This is a genomic window from Streptomyces sp. NPDC018263 (assembly GCF_055562575.1).
Genome location: NZ_JBVHFA010000004.1, coordinates 548,579 through 564,364, shown reverse-complemented (window position 1 = coordinate 564,364; position 15,786 = coordinate 548,579). Strand labels below are relative to the sequence as shown.

At 72.8% G+C, this 15,786-nt stretch carries 16 protein-coding genes and 1 pseudogene; 11 read left to right on the top strand and 6 right to left on the bottom strand.

The annotated features are described in order from the left end of the window. Nucleotide 1 precedes the first annotated feature (1 nt). Entirely contained in the window at nt 2-802 is an 801-nt protein-coding gene (locus ACZ3HQ_RS14930) for a VOC family protein (protein ID WP_467510882.1), read from the bottom strand. 260 nt (nt 803-1,062) lie between these two features. Between ACZ3HQ_RS14930 and ACZ3HQ_RS14925 the strand changes: the two genes are divergently transcribed. Then, complete coding sequence (locus tag ACZ3HQ_RS14925) at nt 1,063-1,905, top strand: sulfurtransferase (RefSeq protein ID WP_467510880.1); 843 nt, start codon at nt 1,063-1,065, stop codon at nt 1,903-1,905. Between the two features lie 57 nt (nt 1,906-1,962). On the opposite strand, the gene sepH is transcribed toward ACZ3HQ_RS14925, so the two are convergent. Next, nucleotides 1,963-3,003, bottom strand: coding sequence for a septation protein SepH (sepH, locus tag ACZ3HQ_RS14920; protein WP_467510878.1), 1,041 nt, complete (start codon nt 3,001-3,003; stop codon nt 1,963-1,965). Between the two features lie 480 nt (nt 3,004-3,483). Here sepH and ACZ3HQ_RS14915 point away from each other — a divergent pair, with 480 nt between their 5' ends. Beyond that, on the top strand, nt 3,484-4,233 hold the full coding sequence (locus tag ACZ3HQ_RS14915) for a hypothetical protein (RefSeq protein ID WP_467510876.1): 750 nt from the start codon (nt 3,484-3,486) through the stop codon (nt 4,231-4,233). Here the strand turns inward: ACZ3HQ_RS14915 and ACZ3HQ_RS14910 are convergent. Both ACZ3HQ_RS14910 and ACZ3HQ_RS14905 read right to left on the bottom strand, forming a co-directional pair. After that, complete coding sequence (locus tag ACZ3HQ_RS14910) at nt 4,160-5,476, bottom strand: D-arabinono-1,4-lactone oxidase (protein WP_467510874.1); 1,317 nt, start codon at nt 5,474-5,476, stop codon at nt 4,160-4,162. The two genes, ACZ3HQ_RS14915 and ACZ3HQ_RS14910, sit on opposite strands and share 74 nt — an antisense overlap. Then, nucleotides 5,436-6,674 carry an MFS transporter gene (locus ACZ3HQ_RS14905; protein ID WP_467510872.1) on the bottom strand — a complete coding sequence of 413 codons (1,239 nt, stop codon included), beginning with the start codon at nt 6,672-6,674 and terminating at the stop codon, nt 5,436-5,438. The genes ACZ3HQ_RS14910 and ACZ3HQ_RS14905 overlap by 41 nt, the downstream gene beginning before the upstream one ends. Nucleotides 6,675-6,849: 175 nt before the next feature. Here ACZ3HQ_RS14905 and ACZ3HQ_RS14900 point away from each other — a divergent pair, with 175 nt between their 5' ends. Both ACZ3HQ_RS14900 and ACZ3HQ_RS14895 read left to right on the top strand, forming a co-directional pair. After that, complete coding sequence (locus ACZ3HQ_RS14900; protein ID WP_467510870.1) at nt 6,850-7,968, top strand: ferrochelatase; 1,119 nt, start codon at nt 6,850-6,852, stop codon at nt 7,966-7,968. 177 nt (nt 7,969-8,145) lie between these two features. Further along, nucleotides 8,146-8,961 carry an inositol monophosphatase family protein gene (locus ACZ3HQ_RS14895; protein ID WP_467510868.1) on the top strand — a complete coding sequence of 272 codons (816 nt, stop codon included), beginning with the start codon at nt 8,146-8,148 and terminating at the stop codon, nt 8,959-8,961. A 78-nt stretch (nt 8,962-9,039) separates the two neighbouring features. On the opposite strand, the gene ACZ3HQ_RS14890 is transcribed toward ACZ3HQ_RS14895, so the two are convergent. Beyond that, entirely contained in the window at nt 9,040-9,213 is a 174-nt protein-coding gene (locus tag ACZ3HQ_RS14890) for a hypothetical protein (RefSeq protein WP_165425622.1), read from the bottom strand. Between the two features lie 421 nt (nt 9,214-9,634). On the opposite strand from ACZ3HQ_RS14890, the gene ACZ3HQ_RS14885 reads away from it, so the two are divergent. The 4 genes from ACZ3HQ_RS14885 to ACZ3HQ_RS14870 all read left to right on the top strand — a co-directional run bounded on the left by ACZ3HQ_RS14885 (nt 9,635) and on the right by ACZ3HQ_RS14870 (nt 13,197). Beyond that, entirely contained in the window at nt 9,635-10,288 is a 654-nt protein-coding gene (locus ACZ3HQ_RS14885; protein ID WP_007387794.1) for a response regulator transcription factor, read from the top strand. Nucleotides 10,289-10,294: 6 nt separating this feature from the next. Beyond that, nucleotides 10,295-11,575, top strand: coding sequence for a sensor histidine kinase (locus ACZ3HQ_RS14880; protein WP_467510866.1), 1,281 nt, complete (start codon nt 10,295-10,297; stop codon nt 11,573-11,575). Between the two features lie 406 nt (nt 11,576-11,981). After that, the gene (locus ACZ3HQ_RS14875; RefSeq protein ID WP_005481602.1) at nt 11,982-12,278 is read left to right on the top strand and encodes a DUF4193 domain-containing protein; all 297 of its coding nucleotides are present in this window, start codon (nt 11,982-11,984) and stop codon (nt 12,276-12,278) included. Between the two features lie 13 nt (nt 12,279-12,291). Next, nucleotides 12,292-13,197, top strand: coding sequence for a hypothetical protein (locus ACZ3HQ_RS14870; RefSeq protein WP_467510864.1), 906 nt, complete (start codon nt 12,292-12,294; stop codon nt 13,195-13,197). 22 nt (nt 13,198-13,219) lie between these two features. On the opposite strand, the gene ACZ3HQ_RS14865 is transcribed toward ACZ3HQ_RS14870, so the two are convergent. Beyond that, on the bottom strand, nt 13,220-13,684 hold the full coding sequence (locus tag ACZ3HQ_RS14865; protein ID WP_467510862.1) for a DUF3093 domain-containing protein: 465 nt from the start codon (nt 13,682-13,684) through the stop codon (nt 13,220-13,222). A 90-nt stretch (nt 13,685-13,774) separates the two neighbouring features. Between ACZ3HQ_RS14865 and ACZ3HQ_RS14860 the strand changes: the two genes are divergently transcribed. From ACZ3HQ_RS14860 to ACZ3HQ_RS14850, 3 genes and pseudogenes are all read left to right on the top strand, one after another. Then, the gene (locus ACZ3HQ_RS14860; RefSeq protein ID WP_467510860.1) at nt 13,775-14,353 is read left to right on the top strand and encodes a PaaI family thioesterase; all 579 of its coding nucleotides are present in this window, start codon (nt 13,775-13,777) and stop codon (nt 14,351-14,353) included. Beyond that, nucleotides 14,350-14,897: pseudogene (dut, locus tag ACZ3HQ_RS14855) on the top strand (dUTP diphosphatase). Before ACZ3HQ_RS14860 ends, dut begins: the two are co-directional and overlap by 4 nt. 1 nt (nt 14,898) lies before the next feature. After that, the gene (locus tag ACZ3HQ_RS14850) at nt 14,899-15,651 is read left to right on the top strand and encodes a DUF3710 domain-containing protein (protein WP_130337232.1); all 753 of its coding nucleotides are present in this window, start codon (nt 14,899-14,901) and stop codon (nt 15,649-15,651) included. Nucleotides 15,652-15,786: the final 135 nt, after the last annotated feature.

Sequence of the window (15,786 nt, the reverse complement as noted above, 5' to 3'; positions counted from 1 at the left end):
CCTACCCGCGCGGCCGGGGCACGGTCCCGACCCTGCGTGCCACGCCGAACCGGGCCCCCTGCGGGTCCGCCACCGTGGCCACTCTGCCGTACGGGCCGTCCTGGACCGGTTCCAGCAGGCTGCCGCCGAGGTCCAGCACCTGCCGGACCGTGGCGTCGGTGTCCGCCACCTCGAAGTGCGGCAGCCAGTGCGCGCCCAGGGCGCGGGGGAGACCGTGGCCCATTCCGCGCAGGGCCACCACCGGGCGGCCGCCGCTGCGCAGGGTGATGTGGTCCGGTGCCGACGGGGGCTCCGCCTTGTAGCCGAAGACCCGCGCGTAGAACGCCGTCACGCGCACCGCCGACACCGTCCGCAGCTCGGTCCAGGCGGGCAGGCCCGGTCCACCGGCGCCCGGCGGGACGGGGTGGGCCCAGACGGTGCAGAAGCCGAAGACCGCGCCGGACGGGTCGGCGGCGATGGCCACCCGGCCGTTCTCCCCCGCGTCCAGCGGCCCCACCGCCACCGTGCCGCCGGACAGCCGCACCCGCTCCGCGGTGAGGTCCACGTCGTCCGAGGCGAGATACGGCGTCCAGGCCGCCGACAGCCCCGCGTCCGGCGGGAGTTGATTGATGACCGCCACATCCCGGCCGCCCCGCGACGCCCGCACCGGGCGGCCCAGCGGCCCGGCCCGGAACTCCCAGCCGAGCACGGCCCCGTAGAACTCCTCGGCGGCGTCCGCCGCCCGCGTCATCAGGCTCACCCAGCACGGCGTGCCGGGCGCGTGCGGCGCTCGCGGGCCGGCCGACTCCGGTGCCTCGGTCATCGCTCACTCTCTCTCCGGTCCCTCTTGGGGGCCGTGTCGCATCCGCTGCCTGAGGGCCCGCGCCGCCACCGGTACGTGGCGGCGCGCGGTCCAGGCGGAAGGTCCGGTCGGCCGCCGTTCGCCCCGCGGGCGATGACCGGCGAGTACCGCCGAACGCACAGTGTGTGCCCGATACGGTACGCCGTGTGATCGGGGCTGTCCGGCCGAGCAGAGTAGTGGCAGCCGGGCGTGGCGGCCACCCCGTGCGCGAGGATGGCGCCATGACAGTCATCATCACCGCCGCCGAACTGGCCGGGGACCTGACCGGACCCACCCCGCCGACGCTGCTGGACGTGCGCTGGCAACTGAGTGCGCCGGACGCCCCCGCCTTCGACGCCCGCGCCGCCTACGAGGCCGGCCACCTCCCCGGCGCGGTCTTCGTCGACCTGGACCGGGAACTGGCCGCGCCCCCCGGCCCGCGCGGCCGCCACCCCCTGCCGGACCTCGCGGAGTTCGGCGCCGCCATGCGCCGCGCGGGCGTCTCCACCGGCACCCCGGTCGTCGTGTACGACGGCGGCCAGGGCTGGGCGGCCGCCCGCGCCTGGTGGCTGCTGCGGGCGACGGGTCACCCGGACGTGAGGGTGCTCGACGGCGGGTTGACGGCATGGGAGGGCCCGCTGTCCACGGAGGTACCCGTCCCGGCCCAGGGCGACTTCGAGCCCCTGCCGGAGCCGGCCGGTGTCCTCGACGCGGACAGCGCGGCCGAACTCGCGGGCTCCGGCGTGCTGTTGGACGCGCGAGCGGGGGAGCGGTACCGGGGCGAGGTCGAGCCCATCGACCGGGTCGGCGGCCATGTTCCGGGCGCGCTGTCGGCCCCGACGATGGAGAACGTGGGCCCCGACGGCCGCTTCCTGTCCGCCGCCGACCTCCGCGACCGCTTCAAGGCCCTCGGCGTCTCCGGCGACACCCCGGTCGGCGTCTACTGCGGCTCCGGCGTCTCCGCCGCCCACGAGGCGCTGGCCCTGGCGATCGCGGGCATCCCGGCCGCGCTGTACGTGGGTTCGTGGTCGGAGTGGTCCAACGACCCGTCCCGCCCGGTCGCGGTGGGGCCGGACCCGCGCTGAGCAGACGCGAGGGGTGGAGCGCACGCGCGCTCCACCCCTACGGTCCTGCCGCTCCGGCTATTCCTGCTTCTTGCGCCGGGTGCCGAACACGATCTCGTCCCAGCTCGGCACGGCGGCCCGGCGTCCGGGGCGCACCCCGTCGGCCTCGGCCTGACGGTCCGTCGCGCCGGTCAGCCGGTCGCGGTGGCTGGAGACGGCACGGGGCATCAGTACGTCCGCGTAGGCGGAACCGGCCGACGCGGCGGGCGCCGGAGGCTCCTCCTCCATGACCTCCTCGGCCGGCTCCTCCGGGGGCTCCGGCGGCCGCTCCGGCACCACCAGGTCGCCCCGGAAGCTCGGCACGGCCTCCAACAGGCTGGTCAGGGAGTCGCGTTCGCCCGTGCTCTCCTCGACGGGCTCGGACGGCTGCGCGGGCAGGCTCGGCCGCTCACGGTCGACCCGGTCCAGCGCGCGGTCCATGCCGCGGTCGCGCGGCAGCCGGGCGATGCGCGGGACGAACGGGAAGCTGGGCTCCGCCACCGCGAGGTCGTCGGACTCACCGATCAGCGAGCGCGCCTCGTCGTCGACGGCCTGGACGAGCCGCCGGGGCGGGTCGTACGTCCAGCTCGCCGAGTGCGGTTCGCCCGCGACCAGGTAGACGAGCAGGACCTCCCAGGTGCCGTCGTCGCGGCGCCAGGAGTCCCACTGCACGGTGTCCTTCTCCGCGCCCCGCAGCAACAGCCGCTCCTGCACGGCCTCGCCGAGCAGCGGGCCGGAGTTCTCGCCGGGGCGGCGGACGGGGGTCTTGCGGGCGCGCTCGGCCATGAAGGCGCGCTCGGCGAGCACGGGGCCTTCGAAGCGGCGGACCCGGTCGACGGGGATGCCGGCGAGTTGGGCGACCTCTTCCGCGGTGGCACCGGCTCGTATCCGCGCCTGGATGTCACGGGGGCGGAGGTGGCTCTCGACCTCGATCTCGATCTGGCCGAGGCGGGGGCGGTCACCGCGCACGGCGGCGCGCAGCCGCTCGTCGATCGGAAGGGTGTACTCCGTCGCGTCGGCAGCCTTGAGCACCAGCCGTGTGCCGTCATTCGAGACGGCCACGACACGCAGTTCGGGCATGGGGACCTCCCGGATGGTGCCTGCCGACGTCACGTGCGTCGCTGCTTCCGCTAGTCGAGTGTGGCCTGCCCGAGCGCAACCTGCCACAACCTTGCCGAGTTGCCCGGCGTGTCGGGCGCGAGCCGAGCACCGCCGTTATGGCACGGTTACCTGTTCGCAACGCTGAGTGACGAACTTCATCACCCTGTGCAACTTTCCCCCTCCTGGCGGCCCTGCGGGGCTCCGGACATCCCGATGGGACACCGGTGCCCAGGGCTCGCAACAGTACTCCATTCGGGCCATCGGCGTCGTTCGGCGCGCCCGTCAACTTCTGCCGGGGGGTGCGACTTGGCCGCCCGTGGGCGGGTTACGGCGGTCACCAACGTGGCGAAGTTCACGCAATCCGGCGAAACGGAACTAATGGTTTCGCCCGCACGTCCCTCACTCGGCACAGGTCGACAGGAGTCGACGCCGAGCAAGGAAAGGCAGCGGGTTCCGGGTATGCGTGAAACGCCCGATGCGGGTCGGAAGCGATTCGACCTGAACGTCCCCCAGGTCGCGGGCAGCGCGCTCGCGGCCGTCGTGGCGGCCAAGATGGCCTCCTACTTCGGGGTGTACGGCACGATCCTGGGCGCCGGAGTGGTCAGCATCGTCGCCACCTGCGGCGGCTCGGTGTTCCAGCAGTTCTTCCGGCGCACGGGCGAGCAGCTCCGCGAGGCGCGGGACACCACCCGGCCCCGTCCGCAGGTGCACGCCGGTCAGCCGGTGCCGGGTGACTTCACCGAGGGCACCGTCTACCGCGCGAAGGTCAAGAGCTGGAAGCGCCCGCTGCTCGCGGCCGCCCTGGTCTTCGGCGTCACCATGGGCGGCATCACCGCCTACGAGGCGGTGTCCGGCAGCAGCTTCAGCGGCGGCAAGGGCACCACGGTCAGCGACGCGGTCGGCGGCCACAACTCCCACCACCAGCGCAGGAACGACGACCCCACCCCGGTCGACACCCCGTCCGGTACGACGGACCCCGACCGGCAGACCCCGTCCGAGGGCGGCTCCTCCACCACCCGGCCGACGACGCCCGAGACCACCCGGACCCCGGGCGACGGCCCGAGCAGCGCGCCCGGCGAGGACACGGCCACTCCGGCCCCCACTCCCACAGAGGGCGCGACCGAATCGGCGCCCCCTACCCCAGAACCCTCCGCAAGTAGTCGTTCTGGAACAGCCGTTCCGGGTCCAGCCGGTTCCGCAACGCCGTGAACTCGGTGAAGCGCGGATACACCCCTTCGAGGTACCCCGCGTCCCGCGTGTGCACCTTCCCCCAGTGCGGCCGCCCCTCGTGCGCGGTGAACACGCGCTCCGCCGCGCTGAAGTACGCCTGGTACGGGGTGCCCCGGAACATGTGCACCGCGACGTAGGCGCTGTCCCGGCCCGACGCGGTGGACAGGGCGATGTCGTCGGCCGGGGCGGTGCGCACCTCGACCGGGAAACTGACCCGCAGCCCGGAGCGCTCGATCACCGTCCGCAGCTCCCGCAGCGTCTCGGCCAGAGCGGCGCGCGGCACCGCGTACTCCATCTCCACGAACCGCACCCGGCGCGGCGAGGTGAACACCCGGTACGGGATGTCGGTGTACGACCGCGCCGACAGCGCCCGGCTGGAGACGCGGGCGATCGCCGGGACGGAGACGGGGGCGGCGCGCCCCACCCACTGGACCGCCTGGAAGACGCCGTTGGACAGGAACTCGTCCTCGAACCAGCCGGCCGCCCGCCCTACCGGCCGCGCGGGGCCCTCGCTGCGGTTGTTGCGCTTGGTGTTGGTGCTGCCGGTGTGCGGGAACCAGTAGAACTCGAAGTGCTCGTTCTCCGCCCAGAGTTGATCGAACTCCGCCAGCACCCGGTCGAGCGGCATCGGCTCCTCGCGCGCGGCCAGCAGGAACAGCGGCTCCACCGCGAGGGTCAGCGCGGTGACGACGCCCAGCGCGCCGAGCCCGATCCGGGCGGCGGCGAAGACCTCGGGGTTCTGCTCGGCGGAGCAGGTGAGCACCGAGCCGTCGGCGGTGACGAGTTCGAGCCCGGTGATCTGGGCGGCGATGGAGCCGGACTCCCGGCCGGTGCCGTGGGTGCCGGTGCTGGTGGCCCCGGCGACGGTCTGCTCCATGATGTCGCCCATGTTGGTGAGCGACAGACCCTCGCGCGCCAGCGCCGCGTTGAGCCGCTTCAGCGGGGTGCCCGCCTCGACCGTGACGGTCATGGCGGCGCGGTCGATCGCGCGGATGCCGGTCAGCAGATCGGGGCGGATCAGCACCCCGTCCGTGGCGGCGACGGAGGTGAAGGAGTGCCCGGTGCCCACCGCCTTCACCCGCTGCCCGCGCTCGGCGGCCGCGCGCACCTCGGCGGCCAGTTCCTCCACCGAGGCCGGCGTCACCTGCCGGGCGGGCCGGGCGGTGACATTGCCGCCCCAGTTACGCCACGTTCCGTGCTTCCCGTTCGCCGTGCTGCTCAACGGTGCCTCCCCGCCCCGTGACCGGCCTGCGCAGCCGGCGGTACCCGAGGAAACCGACCACGACCGCGGCGCCCCCGGCGGCGACCGGGACCCCGTACCCGGCGCGCGCGCCGGCCGCGTCGATCACCCAGCCCGCCATGGCGGAGCCGAGCGCGACCCCGACCGCCAGACCGGTACTCACCCAGGTCATGCCCTCGGTGAGGTTCGCGCGAGGTACGTGCTTTTCGATGAGGGACATCGTCGTGATCATCGTCGGTGCGATGGACAGCCCCGCTACGAACAGTGCCGCGGCCAGAAGTGCCAGGTTTCCGACCAGTAGGAGTGGGATCATACTCATGGCCATCGCGCCCACGCCCAGCAGCCACCGGCGCTGCGGCGGACCGGAGAAGCGCAGCAGGCCGAAGGCCAGGCCCGCCACGCACGAACCGGCGGCGTAGAGCGCGAGGACCACGCTGGCCGCGCTCTTGTGGCCGCGCTCGTCGGCGAAGGCGACGGTGACCACGTCGATGGCGCCGAAGATCGTGCCCGTGGCCACGAAGGTCGCCACCAGCACCTGGAGACCGGGGGAGCGCAGCGCGCTGCCCGTGCCGTGCTGCTCGCGCGGGTGCGGCACCGGCTCGGTGGCGCGCTGGGCCGTCAGCCAGAAGACGCCGACGGCCAGGAAGCAGGCCGCGAGCAGCGGGCCCGCCTCCGGGAACCAGGCGGTGGACAGGCCGATGGACAGGATGGGCCCGAAGATGAAGCAGACCTCGTCGACGACCGACTCGAACGAGTAGGCGGTGTGCAGCCTCGGGTCGCCGCCGTACAGCGCGGCCCAGCGGGACCGGATCATCGCGCCGAGGCTGGGCACCGCGCCGACCCCGGCCGCGGCGGCGAACAGCGTCCAGTCCGGCCCGCCGAAGTGCGCGGTGAGCAGCAGCGCGGCGCCGGCCGTGAGCGCCACCAGGGTCGCGGGGCGCAGCACCCGGCGCTGTCCGTGCCGGTCCACCAGACGGGAGATCTGCGGGCCCAGCACGGCCGCGGAGAGCGCCATGGTGGCCGAGAGCGCGCCCGCCAGGCCGTAGCGCCCGGTTAGCTGGGAGACCATCGTGACCACGCCGATGCCCATCATCGACAGCGGCATCCGGCCGACGAGGCCCGCGGCGGAGAAGCTCTTGGTGCCCGGTTCGGTGAACAGGGCGCGGTAGGGGCTGGGCACGCGGGGCTCCGTCTGGATTGCTCGGTAAGGCGCGAAGTGGGTGGATACAGCTTACGAGTTAGGTGAACCTAACGCAGCCGTTTTTCCCTCGGGACGAATCGGCGCCAACCCTCGCTTTCCCGGCCCGTCCCCGTGCCGTTTCCTCCCTGTCGGTGGCGGATGGCAGGATCGACTCATGCCAGACGCGCTCGATGCCACTCCTTACGACGCCCTCCTCCTGCTCTCCTTCGGCGGCCCCGAGGGGCCGGACGACGTGGTCCCGTTCCTGGAGAACGTCACGCGCGGGCGCGGCATCCCCAGAAAACGCCTCGAAGAGGTCGGGCAGCACTACTTCCTGTTCGGCGGCGTCAGCCCGATCAACGAGCAGAACCGCGAGCTGCTGGACGCCCTCCGCAAGGACTTCGCCGACCACGGTCTCGACCTGCCCGTCTACTGGGGCAACCGCAACTGGCAGCCGTACCTCACCGACACCCTGCGCGAGATGACCGCCGACGGCCGCCGCCGCGTGCTGGTCCTCGCCACCAGCGCCTACGCCTCCTACTCGGGCTGCCGCCAGTACCGGGAGAACCTGGCCGACGCGCTCGCCACGCTGGAGGCGGAGGGGCTGACGCCGCCCAGGGTCGACAAGCTCCGGCACTACTTCAACCACCCCGGCTTCGTGGAGCCCATGGTCGACGGCGTGCTGCGCTCGCTGGCCGACCTCCCCGACGAGGTGCGCGACGGCGCCCACATCGCCTTCACCACCCACTCCATCCCGCTCGCCGCCGCCGACACCTCCGGCCCCGCCGAGGAGCACGGGGACGGCGGCGCCTATGTCGCCCAGCACCTGGAAGTCGCCCGGCTGGTCGCCGACGCGGTCCGTGAGCGCACCGGCGTCGACCATCCCTGGCAGCTCGTCTACCAGTCCCGCTCCGGCGCCCCGCACATCCCGTGGCTGGAGCCGGACATCTGCGACCACCTCCAGGAGCGGCACGCCGCCGGCGTCCCGGCCGTCGTCATGGCCCCCATCGGCTTCGTCTCCGACCACATGGAGGTCCTCTACGACCTCGACACCGAGGCCACCGCCAAGGCGGCGGAGCTGGGCCTGCCGGTACGCCGCTCGGCCACCGTGGGCGCCGACCCCCGCTTCGCGGCCGCCGTCCGGGACCTGGTCGTGGAGCGCTCGGCAACCGAGCGCGGCCGCGAGACCACCCGGTGCGCCCTGGGCGCCCTCGGCCCGAGCCACGACCTCTGCCCGGTCGGCTGCTGCCCGGCCCGCGCCCCCCGCCCCGCCGCCGCGGGCGCCGACAGCTAGGGGGGTGTCTTGTCGATCACGCCGGGCTCGCGGCGTCCGGCACCGCACCTCGCCGCGTTGTCGTCGGTCCCCGACGCTCCGCATCGACTCCCTCCTCCGCCTTGCGATGCACGGCACCGGACGCCGCTCCCTGATCCGGCCTGACCGACAAGACACCCCCCACGCGTAAGGAGACCCGTGACCGACCCCCTCCACACCGAACTGCTCCACCTCGCCCAGGAGGCCGCCGGGCAGGCGGGTGCGCTGCTGCGGGACGGGCGGCCGGCCGATCTCGCGGTGGCGGCGACCAAGTCCAGTCCGGTCGACGTGGTCACCGAGATGGACCTCGCCGCCGAGAAGCTGATCGTGGACCTGATCTCCGGGCACCGTCCCGACGACGGGTTCCTCGGCGAGGAGGGCGCCAGTACCGAGGGCACCAGCGGGGTGCGCTGGGTGATCGACCCGCTCGACGGCACGGTCAACTACCTCTACGGGCTGCCGACCTGGGCCGTGTCCATCGCGGCCGAGGTGGACGGGGAGACCGTGGCCGGTGTGGTCGCGGCCCCGATGCGCGGCGAGACCTACCAGGCCGTGCTCGGCGGGGGTGCCTGGGCCACCGGTGCGTGGGAGGGCGAGCGGCCACTGGCCTGCCGTCCGCCGGCCCCGCTGGACCAGGCGCTGGTCTCCACCGGCTTCAACTACGTCACCGAGGTCCGCGCCCGGCAGGCGGAGATCGCGGCCCGGCTGATCCCGCTGGTGCGTGACATCCGGCGCGGCGGCTCGGCGGCGATCGACCTGTGCGACCTGGCCTGCGGCCGGCTCGACGGGTACTACGAGCGCGGGCTCAACCCGTGGGACGTGGCCGCGGGGGACCTCATCGCGCGGGAAGCGGGCGCCGTGACCGGTGGGCGGCCCGGAGAGCGCCCCTCGGGCGAGCTGACGCTCGCCGCTACCCCGGCCGTCTTCGAGCCCCTCCAGCGGCTGCTGGGGGACTTCGGCGCCTGGCGGGACTGAACCGCCTCGGGGCCATGAAACGGGAGCGGGACCCTGGGCACAGGACGTGCCGGGGTCCCGCCGAGGTTTCCGGGCCGGTCAGGCGGGAGTGACACCGACCTCGACGCCGTGCTCGGCGGCGAGACGGCGCAGGTCGTCCAGCTCACCCTGCTCCACCTCGACGAGGAAGTCGTCCCCCTCGTCTCGCGCCCGCGTCAGATCGGACTCGGTCGCCTTTATGCGCTGCAGAAGTCCCGTGGTGAAAGCGTCCATGCTGCGCCCCCTCGTCCTGGGTCGTGGGTCGGTGGCACGGGTGTGCCGGGTCAAGGAAGGGGCGATCATCGCCGCGGGTGCCCAGCGCTGCCCTGCTGGGCGGCGGCGGTGCCGGACACCCGCGCCCGCTCCGCGGAGTGATCGCGGAGTACCGCATGGTGCTGCGGCACATGCAGAGCGTGATCGCGGGGTGTAAAGCCGTCCTCCCCGCCCGCTTCCGCGCGGAAACCTCGTCGGCGGGAGAAATTCCGGCATTCTCGTCCCGTCCCCTCCGTCACCCCCCTTTCTCGTGGCCCCGCCCCCGGCTTACAGCCGACTTATGGCCGAAAAGGGCAGGATGGAGGCCCGATCCCACGGCCGTCTCCGCCCGCCCGCGCCCCGGCGCGGTCCACGCGGGTGGACTTCAGGAAGGACTAGCGACGTGCGTGTACTCGTCGTCGAGGACGAGCAGTTGCTCGCCGATGCGGTGGCCACCGGACTGCGCCGGGAGGCCATGGCCGTCGACGTCGTGTACGACGGGGCGGCCGCCCTGGAGCGCATCGGCGTCAACGACTACGACGTGGTCGTCCTCGACCGCGACCTCCCCCTGGTGCACGGCGACGACGTCTGCCGCCGCATCGTGGAGCTGGGGATGCCCACCCGCGTGCTGATGCTCACCGCCTCCGGTGACGTCAGCGACCGCGTCGAGGGCCTGGAGATCGGCGCCGACGACTACCTGCCCAAGCCGTTCGCCTTCAGCGAGCTGATCGCGCGCGTGCGCGCGCTCGGCCGCCGCACCAGCGTCCCCCTGCCCCCCGTCCTGGAGCGGGCCGGGATCAAGCTCGACCCCAACCGCCGCGAGGTCTTCCGCGACGGCAAGGAGGTCCAGCTCGCGCCGAAGGAGTTCGCGGTGCTGGAGGTGCTGATGCGCAGCGAGGGCGCGGTCGTCTCGGCCGAACAACTGCTGGAGAAGGCGTGGGACGAGAACACCGACCCCTTCACCAACGTGGTGCGGGTGACGGTGATGACGCTGCGCCGCAAACTGGGTGAGCCCCCGGTGATCGTGACGGTCCCCGGCTCCGGTTACCGGATCTGATCCCCCGTGGCCGCCACCCCCGCGCCGCCCCAGGCGCCCCCCAAGCCCACCTGGGACCCCCGCCCCCAGCCGCCCTATCCCTGGCTGCGCCCGACCATCCGGATACGGCTCACCCTGCTGTACGGCGGCATGTTCCTGATTGCCGGCATCCTGCTGCTGTCGATCATCTACCTGCTGGCCGCGCAGGCGATCAGCTCCGGCAACCAGCCGCTGTTCAAGATCGTCGGCTATCAGGATCTGCGGGTCTCCAGCGGCAACTGCCCGGTGATCAACAACACCACCAGCCTGTCGCTCCAGGACTTCAACACCGCGATCAGCCACTGCGTCGACCAGCAGCGCCAGGCGGCCCTGGACAACCTGCTCAGCCGCTCGCTGCTGGCCCTGCTGGGCCTCGCGGTGATCGCCTTCGCGTTCGGCTACGCGATGGCCGGCCGGGTGCTCTCCCCGCTCGGCCGGATCACCCGCACCGCCCGCCAGGTGGCCGGGTCCGACCTGTCCCGCCGGATCGAGCTGGACGGCCCGGACGACGAGCTGAAGGAGCTGGCGGACACCTTCGACGACATGCTGGAGCGGCTCCAGCGGGCCTTCACCGCCCAGCAGCGCTTCGTCGGCAACGCCTCCCACGAACTGCGCACCCCGCTGGCGATCAACCGCACCCTGCTGGAGGTCCACCTCTCGGACCCGAACGCCCCGGTGGAGCTCCAGCAGCTCGGCAAGACCCTGCTGGCCACCAACGAGCGCAGCGAGCAGTTGGTGGAGGGCCTGCTGCTGCTCGCCCGCAGCGACAACCAGATCGTCGAGCGGGGTCCGGTGGACCTGGCGGAGGTGGCCGGGCAGGCCATCGACCAGGTGCGCGGCGAGGCCGAGGCGCGGAGCGTGGAGATCCGCAGCGAACTGGAGCCCGCCGTGGTGCGGGGCAACGGTGTGCTGCTGGAGCGCATCGCGCTCAACCTGGTCCAGAACGCGGTGCGCTACAACGTGGTCCCCGACGAGACGCAGCGCGACGGCGAGGTGGCGGAGAGCGGCTGGGTCGAGGTCAGTACGGCGGTCGAGCACGGCCGCGCGGTGCTGACCGTGGCCAACACCGGTCCCGTGGTGCCCGCGTACGAGATCGACAACCTCTTCGAGCCCTTCCGGCGGCTGCGCACGGAGCGTACGGGCAGCGACAAGGGGGTCGGGCTCGGACTGTCCATCGTGCGGTCCGTGGCGCGGGCGCACGGCGGTCACATCGCGGCCGTTCCGCGCGAGGGCGGCGGTCTGGTGATGCGGGTGACGCTGCCGTTGTGACCGCCCTTGTCACAGATCCGGACACTCGCGGAGGTTGTTCGCTTCGCGCGGAATTTTCCGAGCACCGAAAGAGGTTTTCTCTGTGTGATCAATCACATGGGCGGATTTCCGGCCATGCACTGTCTGTGATCATGAAGGGGGCCGGAAAGCCGGGAAAATCCGGGTTTTCAAGGCTCCTGATCACGGGAAGTACACGATGAGGCGCCTTTGAGGTGCGGCATTCGAACCGTGTACGGTCCTCACCGCCATCCAAGCCGATCACTCACGAGGGGCCGGGTTGGGTGTCGATTGAGTAACAGACCTTGATGTGAGGCAAAATCTCCGCCTCAGGTCGGGCACAAGTCCGGCCTCTCACGCGTTACGTGCGCTGAAGACACCGCAGACACCCAGAGGGGGAGAGCGACACATGGCAACCGATTACGACACTCCACGCAAGACCGACGACGACGTCGACTCGGACAGTCTCGAAGAGCTGAAGGCCCGCCGGAACGACAAGTCCACCTCCGCGGTGGACGTCGACGAGTTCGAGGCCGCAGAGGGCCTCGAGCTTCCGGGCGCCGACCTCTCCAACGAGGAGCTGGCCGTCCGCGTGCTGCCCAAGCAGCAGGACGAGTTCACCTGCATGAGCTGCTTCCTGGTCCACCACCGCAGCCAGTTGGCCCGTGAGAAGAACGGCCAGCCGATCTGCCGCGACTGCGACTGAGGACGGGTCGGCCGTGACTGGCTCGACCCCTCCGCGGAAGCGCCGCTTCCACCTTCCGGGAGCGGACAAAGGGCTCTTCAGGAGCTCGCACGGCACACGTGACGAAGACGAGCGGGGCCCCGCCGAACCGGGGGCCTCGCTCGAACCGGCGTCCGAGATCGACGCGGCCCGGACGGGGGAGTCCCCCGGCCGTGCGGCGGCGATGCGCGCCCGCGCCCGCCTGCTGGCCCGAGAAAGCGCTCGCAGGGGCGGTACGCACGCCCGCGCGGGACTCGCCTACGTGGCCGACCGGGTCATCGACCTCGCCCCGCGCGTCCCCGTACGCGACCTGGCGACCCTGCGCCGGCAGTTCCCGGGCCTCGGGCCCGAGCAGCTCGCCGACAAACTGGTGGCCGGAGCGGCCGCCGGGACCTCCACGGTCGGCGCCGGCATCGGCGCCGCCGCCATGCTCCCCGTACCGCCCGCCATGCCCACCGAGCTGGCCGCCGAGATCACCGGGGTGGCCGCGATCGAGCTGAAACTCATCGCCGAACTCCACGAGGTCTACGGCCTGCGCCCGCCGGGCGGCCTCCGCGTCCGCAGCATCGCGTATCTGTCCTCCTGGTCGGGGGAGCGCGGGATCGACGTGATGAAGCCGGCGTCCATCGACGTCGCCCTCAGCGGCCGGATGAAGCGCGAACTGCGCCAGCGGATCATGAAGCGCATGGTCCGCAACCTGCCCAACCTCATGCCGTTCATGGTCGGCGCCGCCGTGGGCGCGGTCATGAACCGCCGGGACACCAGGAAGCTCGCCGCACGCGTCCGGGCCGACCTGCGCAAGAGCCAGGTGCCCTGGGACAGGCTGGCCGATCTGCCGCCGCTGGAGGAGCCCGAGGACCCGCTGAAGATCACCGGATACCCCGGGGGCACCGGCAGTTGACGCCCCGCTGACCAGGCGCTGCTCAGGCCGCCGGGGTCTTCGCGCCCGCGATGGCCGCCGCCAGCCGCTCCGGCTCCCGCGTCGACAGATACAGGTACGGCGTCGGGTCCTCGGGGTCGGTCACCTCGACCCGCAGCGCCGTCGGGATGTAGGCGCGCAGCAGCAGGAACGCGCGCACGTCGGCCTTGTAGGTGCGCCAGGCGCGGGCCTCCTCCGCGTCCAGCACCTCGGCCGCTCCGAGCGCCGACACCGGGATGCGCGCGTCGCCCGCGATCAGCGCGTCGCCCACCACGCGGATGCGCGGGGAGCCGTACGCGCTGGCCATCACCGCGGCGACGGCCGTGCCGCCGACCAGGCCGCCGAGCAGCGGCAGGGTGCCGAAGGGCAGCAGGATCAGGGCGAACGAGACGCCCACGAGCACGCTGATCAGCCACCACGAGCGCGGTGCGGTCAGACGTTCTTCGTAGGGGGCGGCGGAGGGCTGCATGAGCCAAGCTTGGCACGCGGGACGGACATCCCGGACGCCGGGGCGGCGGCGTGGTGGCGGCCACAGGGCGGAGCGGTAAGGTCTGCGCCTGTGAGTTCAGCCAGCCTCCAGCCCCCCGCCGACGCACAGCGCCCCGTCCGGCACCCCGACGCCCCCGCGCCCGGTGAGCCGCTCGGTGCCCACTACGAACACTGTTTCGGCTGCGGGCCCGGCCAGCCGCACGGGCTGCACCTGGAGGCACGCGCGGGCGACGGCGTCTCGCTGACCGCCGAGTTCACCGTCCAGCCCGCCCACCAGGGCGCCCCCGGCCTCGCGCACGGCGGCGTGCTGGCCACCGCCCTGGACGAGACCCTCGGCTCGCTGAACTGGCTGCTGCGCACCATCGCCGTCACCGGACGGCTGGAGACCGACTTCGTGGCCCCGGTGCCCGTCGGCACCGTGCTGCACCTCCAGGCGGAGGTCACCGCGGTCGCCGGACGCAAGATCTACTCCCGCGCGACCGGCCGCATCGGCGGCCCCGAGGGCCCCGTCGCCGTCCGCGCGGAGGCGCTGTTCGTCGAGGTGAAGGTCGGCCACTTCACCGAGCACGGCCGCGAGCAGGAGATCCAGGCCGCCATGAGCGACCCGGACCAGATCCGGCGCGCCCGCGCCTTCGAGGTGAACCCGTGAGCCGGCCGCTGGACGTCCGACTCCGCCGCATCGACCCCGACGTACCGCTTCCGGCGTACGAGCACCCCGGTGACGCCGGGGCCGATCTGCGGACCACCGAGCGTTGCGAACTCAAGCCCGGCGAACGGGCCGTACTGCCCACGGGCGTGGCCATCGCGCTGCCCGAGGGGTACGCGGCCTTCGTGCACCCCCGCTCGGGTCTCGCGGCCCGCTGCGGAGTGGCGCTTGTGAACGCCCCGGGGACGGTTGATGCCGGGTACCGTGGAGAGATCAAGGTGATCGTGGTGAATCTCGATCCGCGCGACAGCGTGCGGTTCGAGCGCTTCGACCGGATTGCCCAACTGGTCGTCCAGCAGGTCGAGAGGGTCCGCTTCCAGGAGGTCGCGGAACTTCCCGGTTCGGTGAGGGCCGAGGGGGGCTTCGGGTCCACCGGAGGCCACGCCTCGGTGGACGGCTAGCGCGGCACGACGGTCCGGCCGCCGCGGGTGGCCGGGCGGGTGGGAATCGATACGCTTCGGTCGTATCCGACCGGGAAGGACAGTGACGTGTTCGGACGTCGCAACAAGAAGGGTGCCGCCGAGGACGCGGCCGGCGAGGCCGAGCAGGTCGTCGACAGCGTCGACACCGAGGCGGAAGAGCAGACGCGGGTACGGCTCGAGCCCGAGCCGCGCCCCGACGGACCCTGGGACTCCACCGAGGTGCGCGACCCGGCCGAGGGCCGCGTGGACCTGGGCGGTCTGTTCGTCCCCGGGGTCGACGGCATGGAACTGCGGGTCGAGGTCGCCGGTGACGCGATCGTCGCCGCGACCGTCGTACTGCGCGACAGCGCCGTCCAGCTCCAGGCGTTCGCCGCCCCCAAGCGCGAGGGCATCTGGGGCGAGGTCCGCGAAGAGATCGCGGGCGGCATCACCCAGCAGGGCGGCATCGTCGACGAGGTCGAGGGCCCCCTCGGCTGGGAGCTGCGGGCCCAGGTGCCGGTGCAGCTCCCCGACGGCACGGGCGGCTTCCAGGTCGTGCGCTTCATCGGCGTGGACGGCCCCCGCTGGTTCCTGCGCGGAGTGATCTCCGGTCAGGGCGCGGTGCAGCCGCAGGCCGCCGGACTGCTGGAGCAGATCTTCCGGGACACGGTCGTGGTGCGCGGCGAGGGCCCGATGGCGCCCCGCGACCCGATCGTCCTCAAGCTGCCCAACGACGCCCAGATGGTCCCCGAGGGCGTCCAGCAGCAGGAGGAGGGCTCCCGCTTCTCCGGCGGCATGGGCCAGCTCCAGCGCGGCCCGGAGATCACCGAGGTCCGCTGAGCACTGAGGTGCGCTGAGTCGAGAGACATCCGCGAAGGGCCGCACCCCCGGGGGTACGGCCCTTCGCGCGCGCCCGAGGCGTCAGGGTTGCGTCAAAGCGTCCCGTCGCGCGGCCCCCCGTCCGCTTTGTCCGCA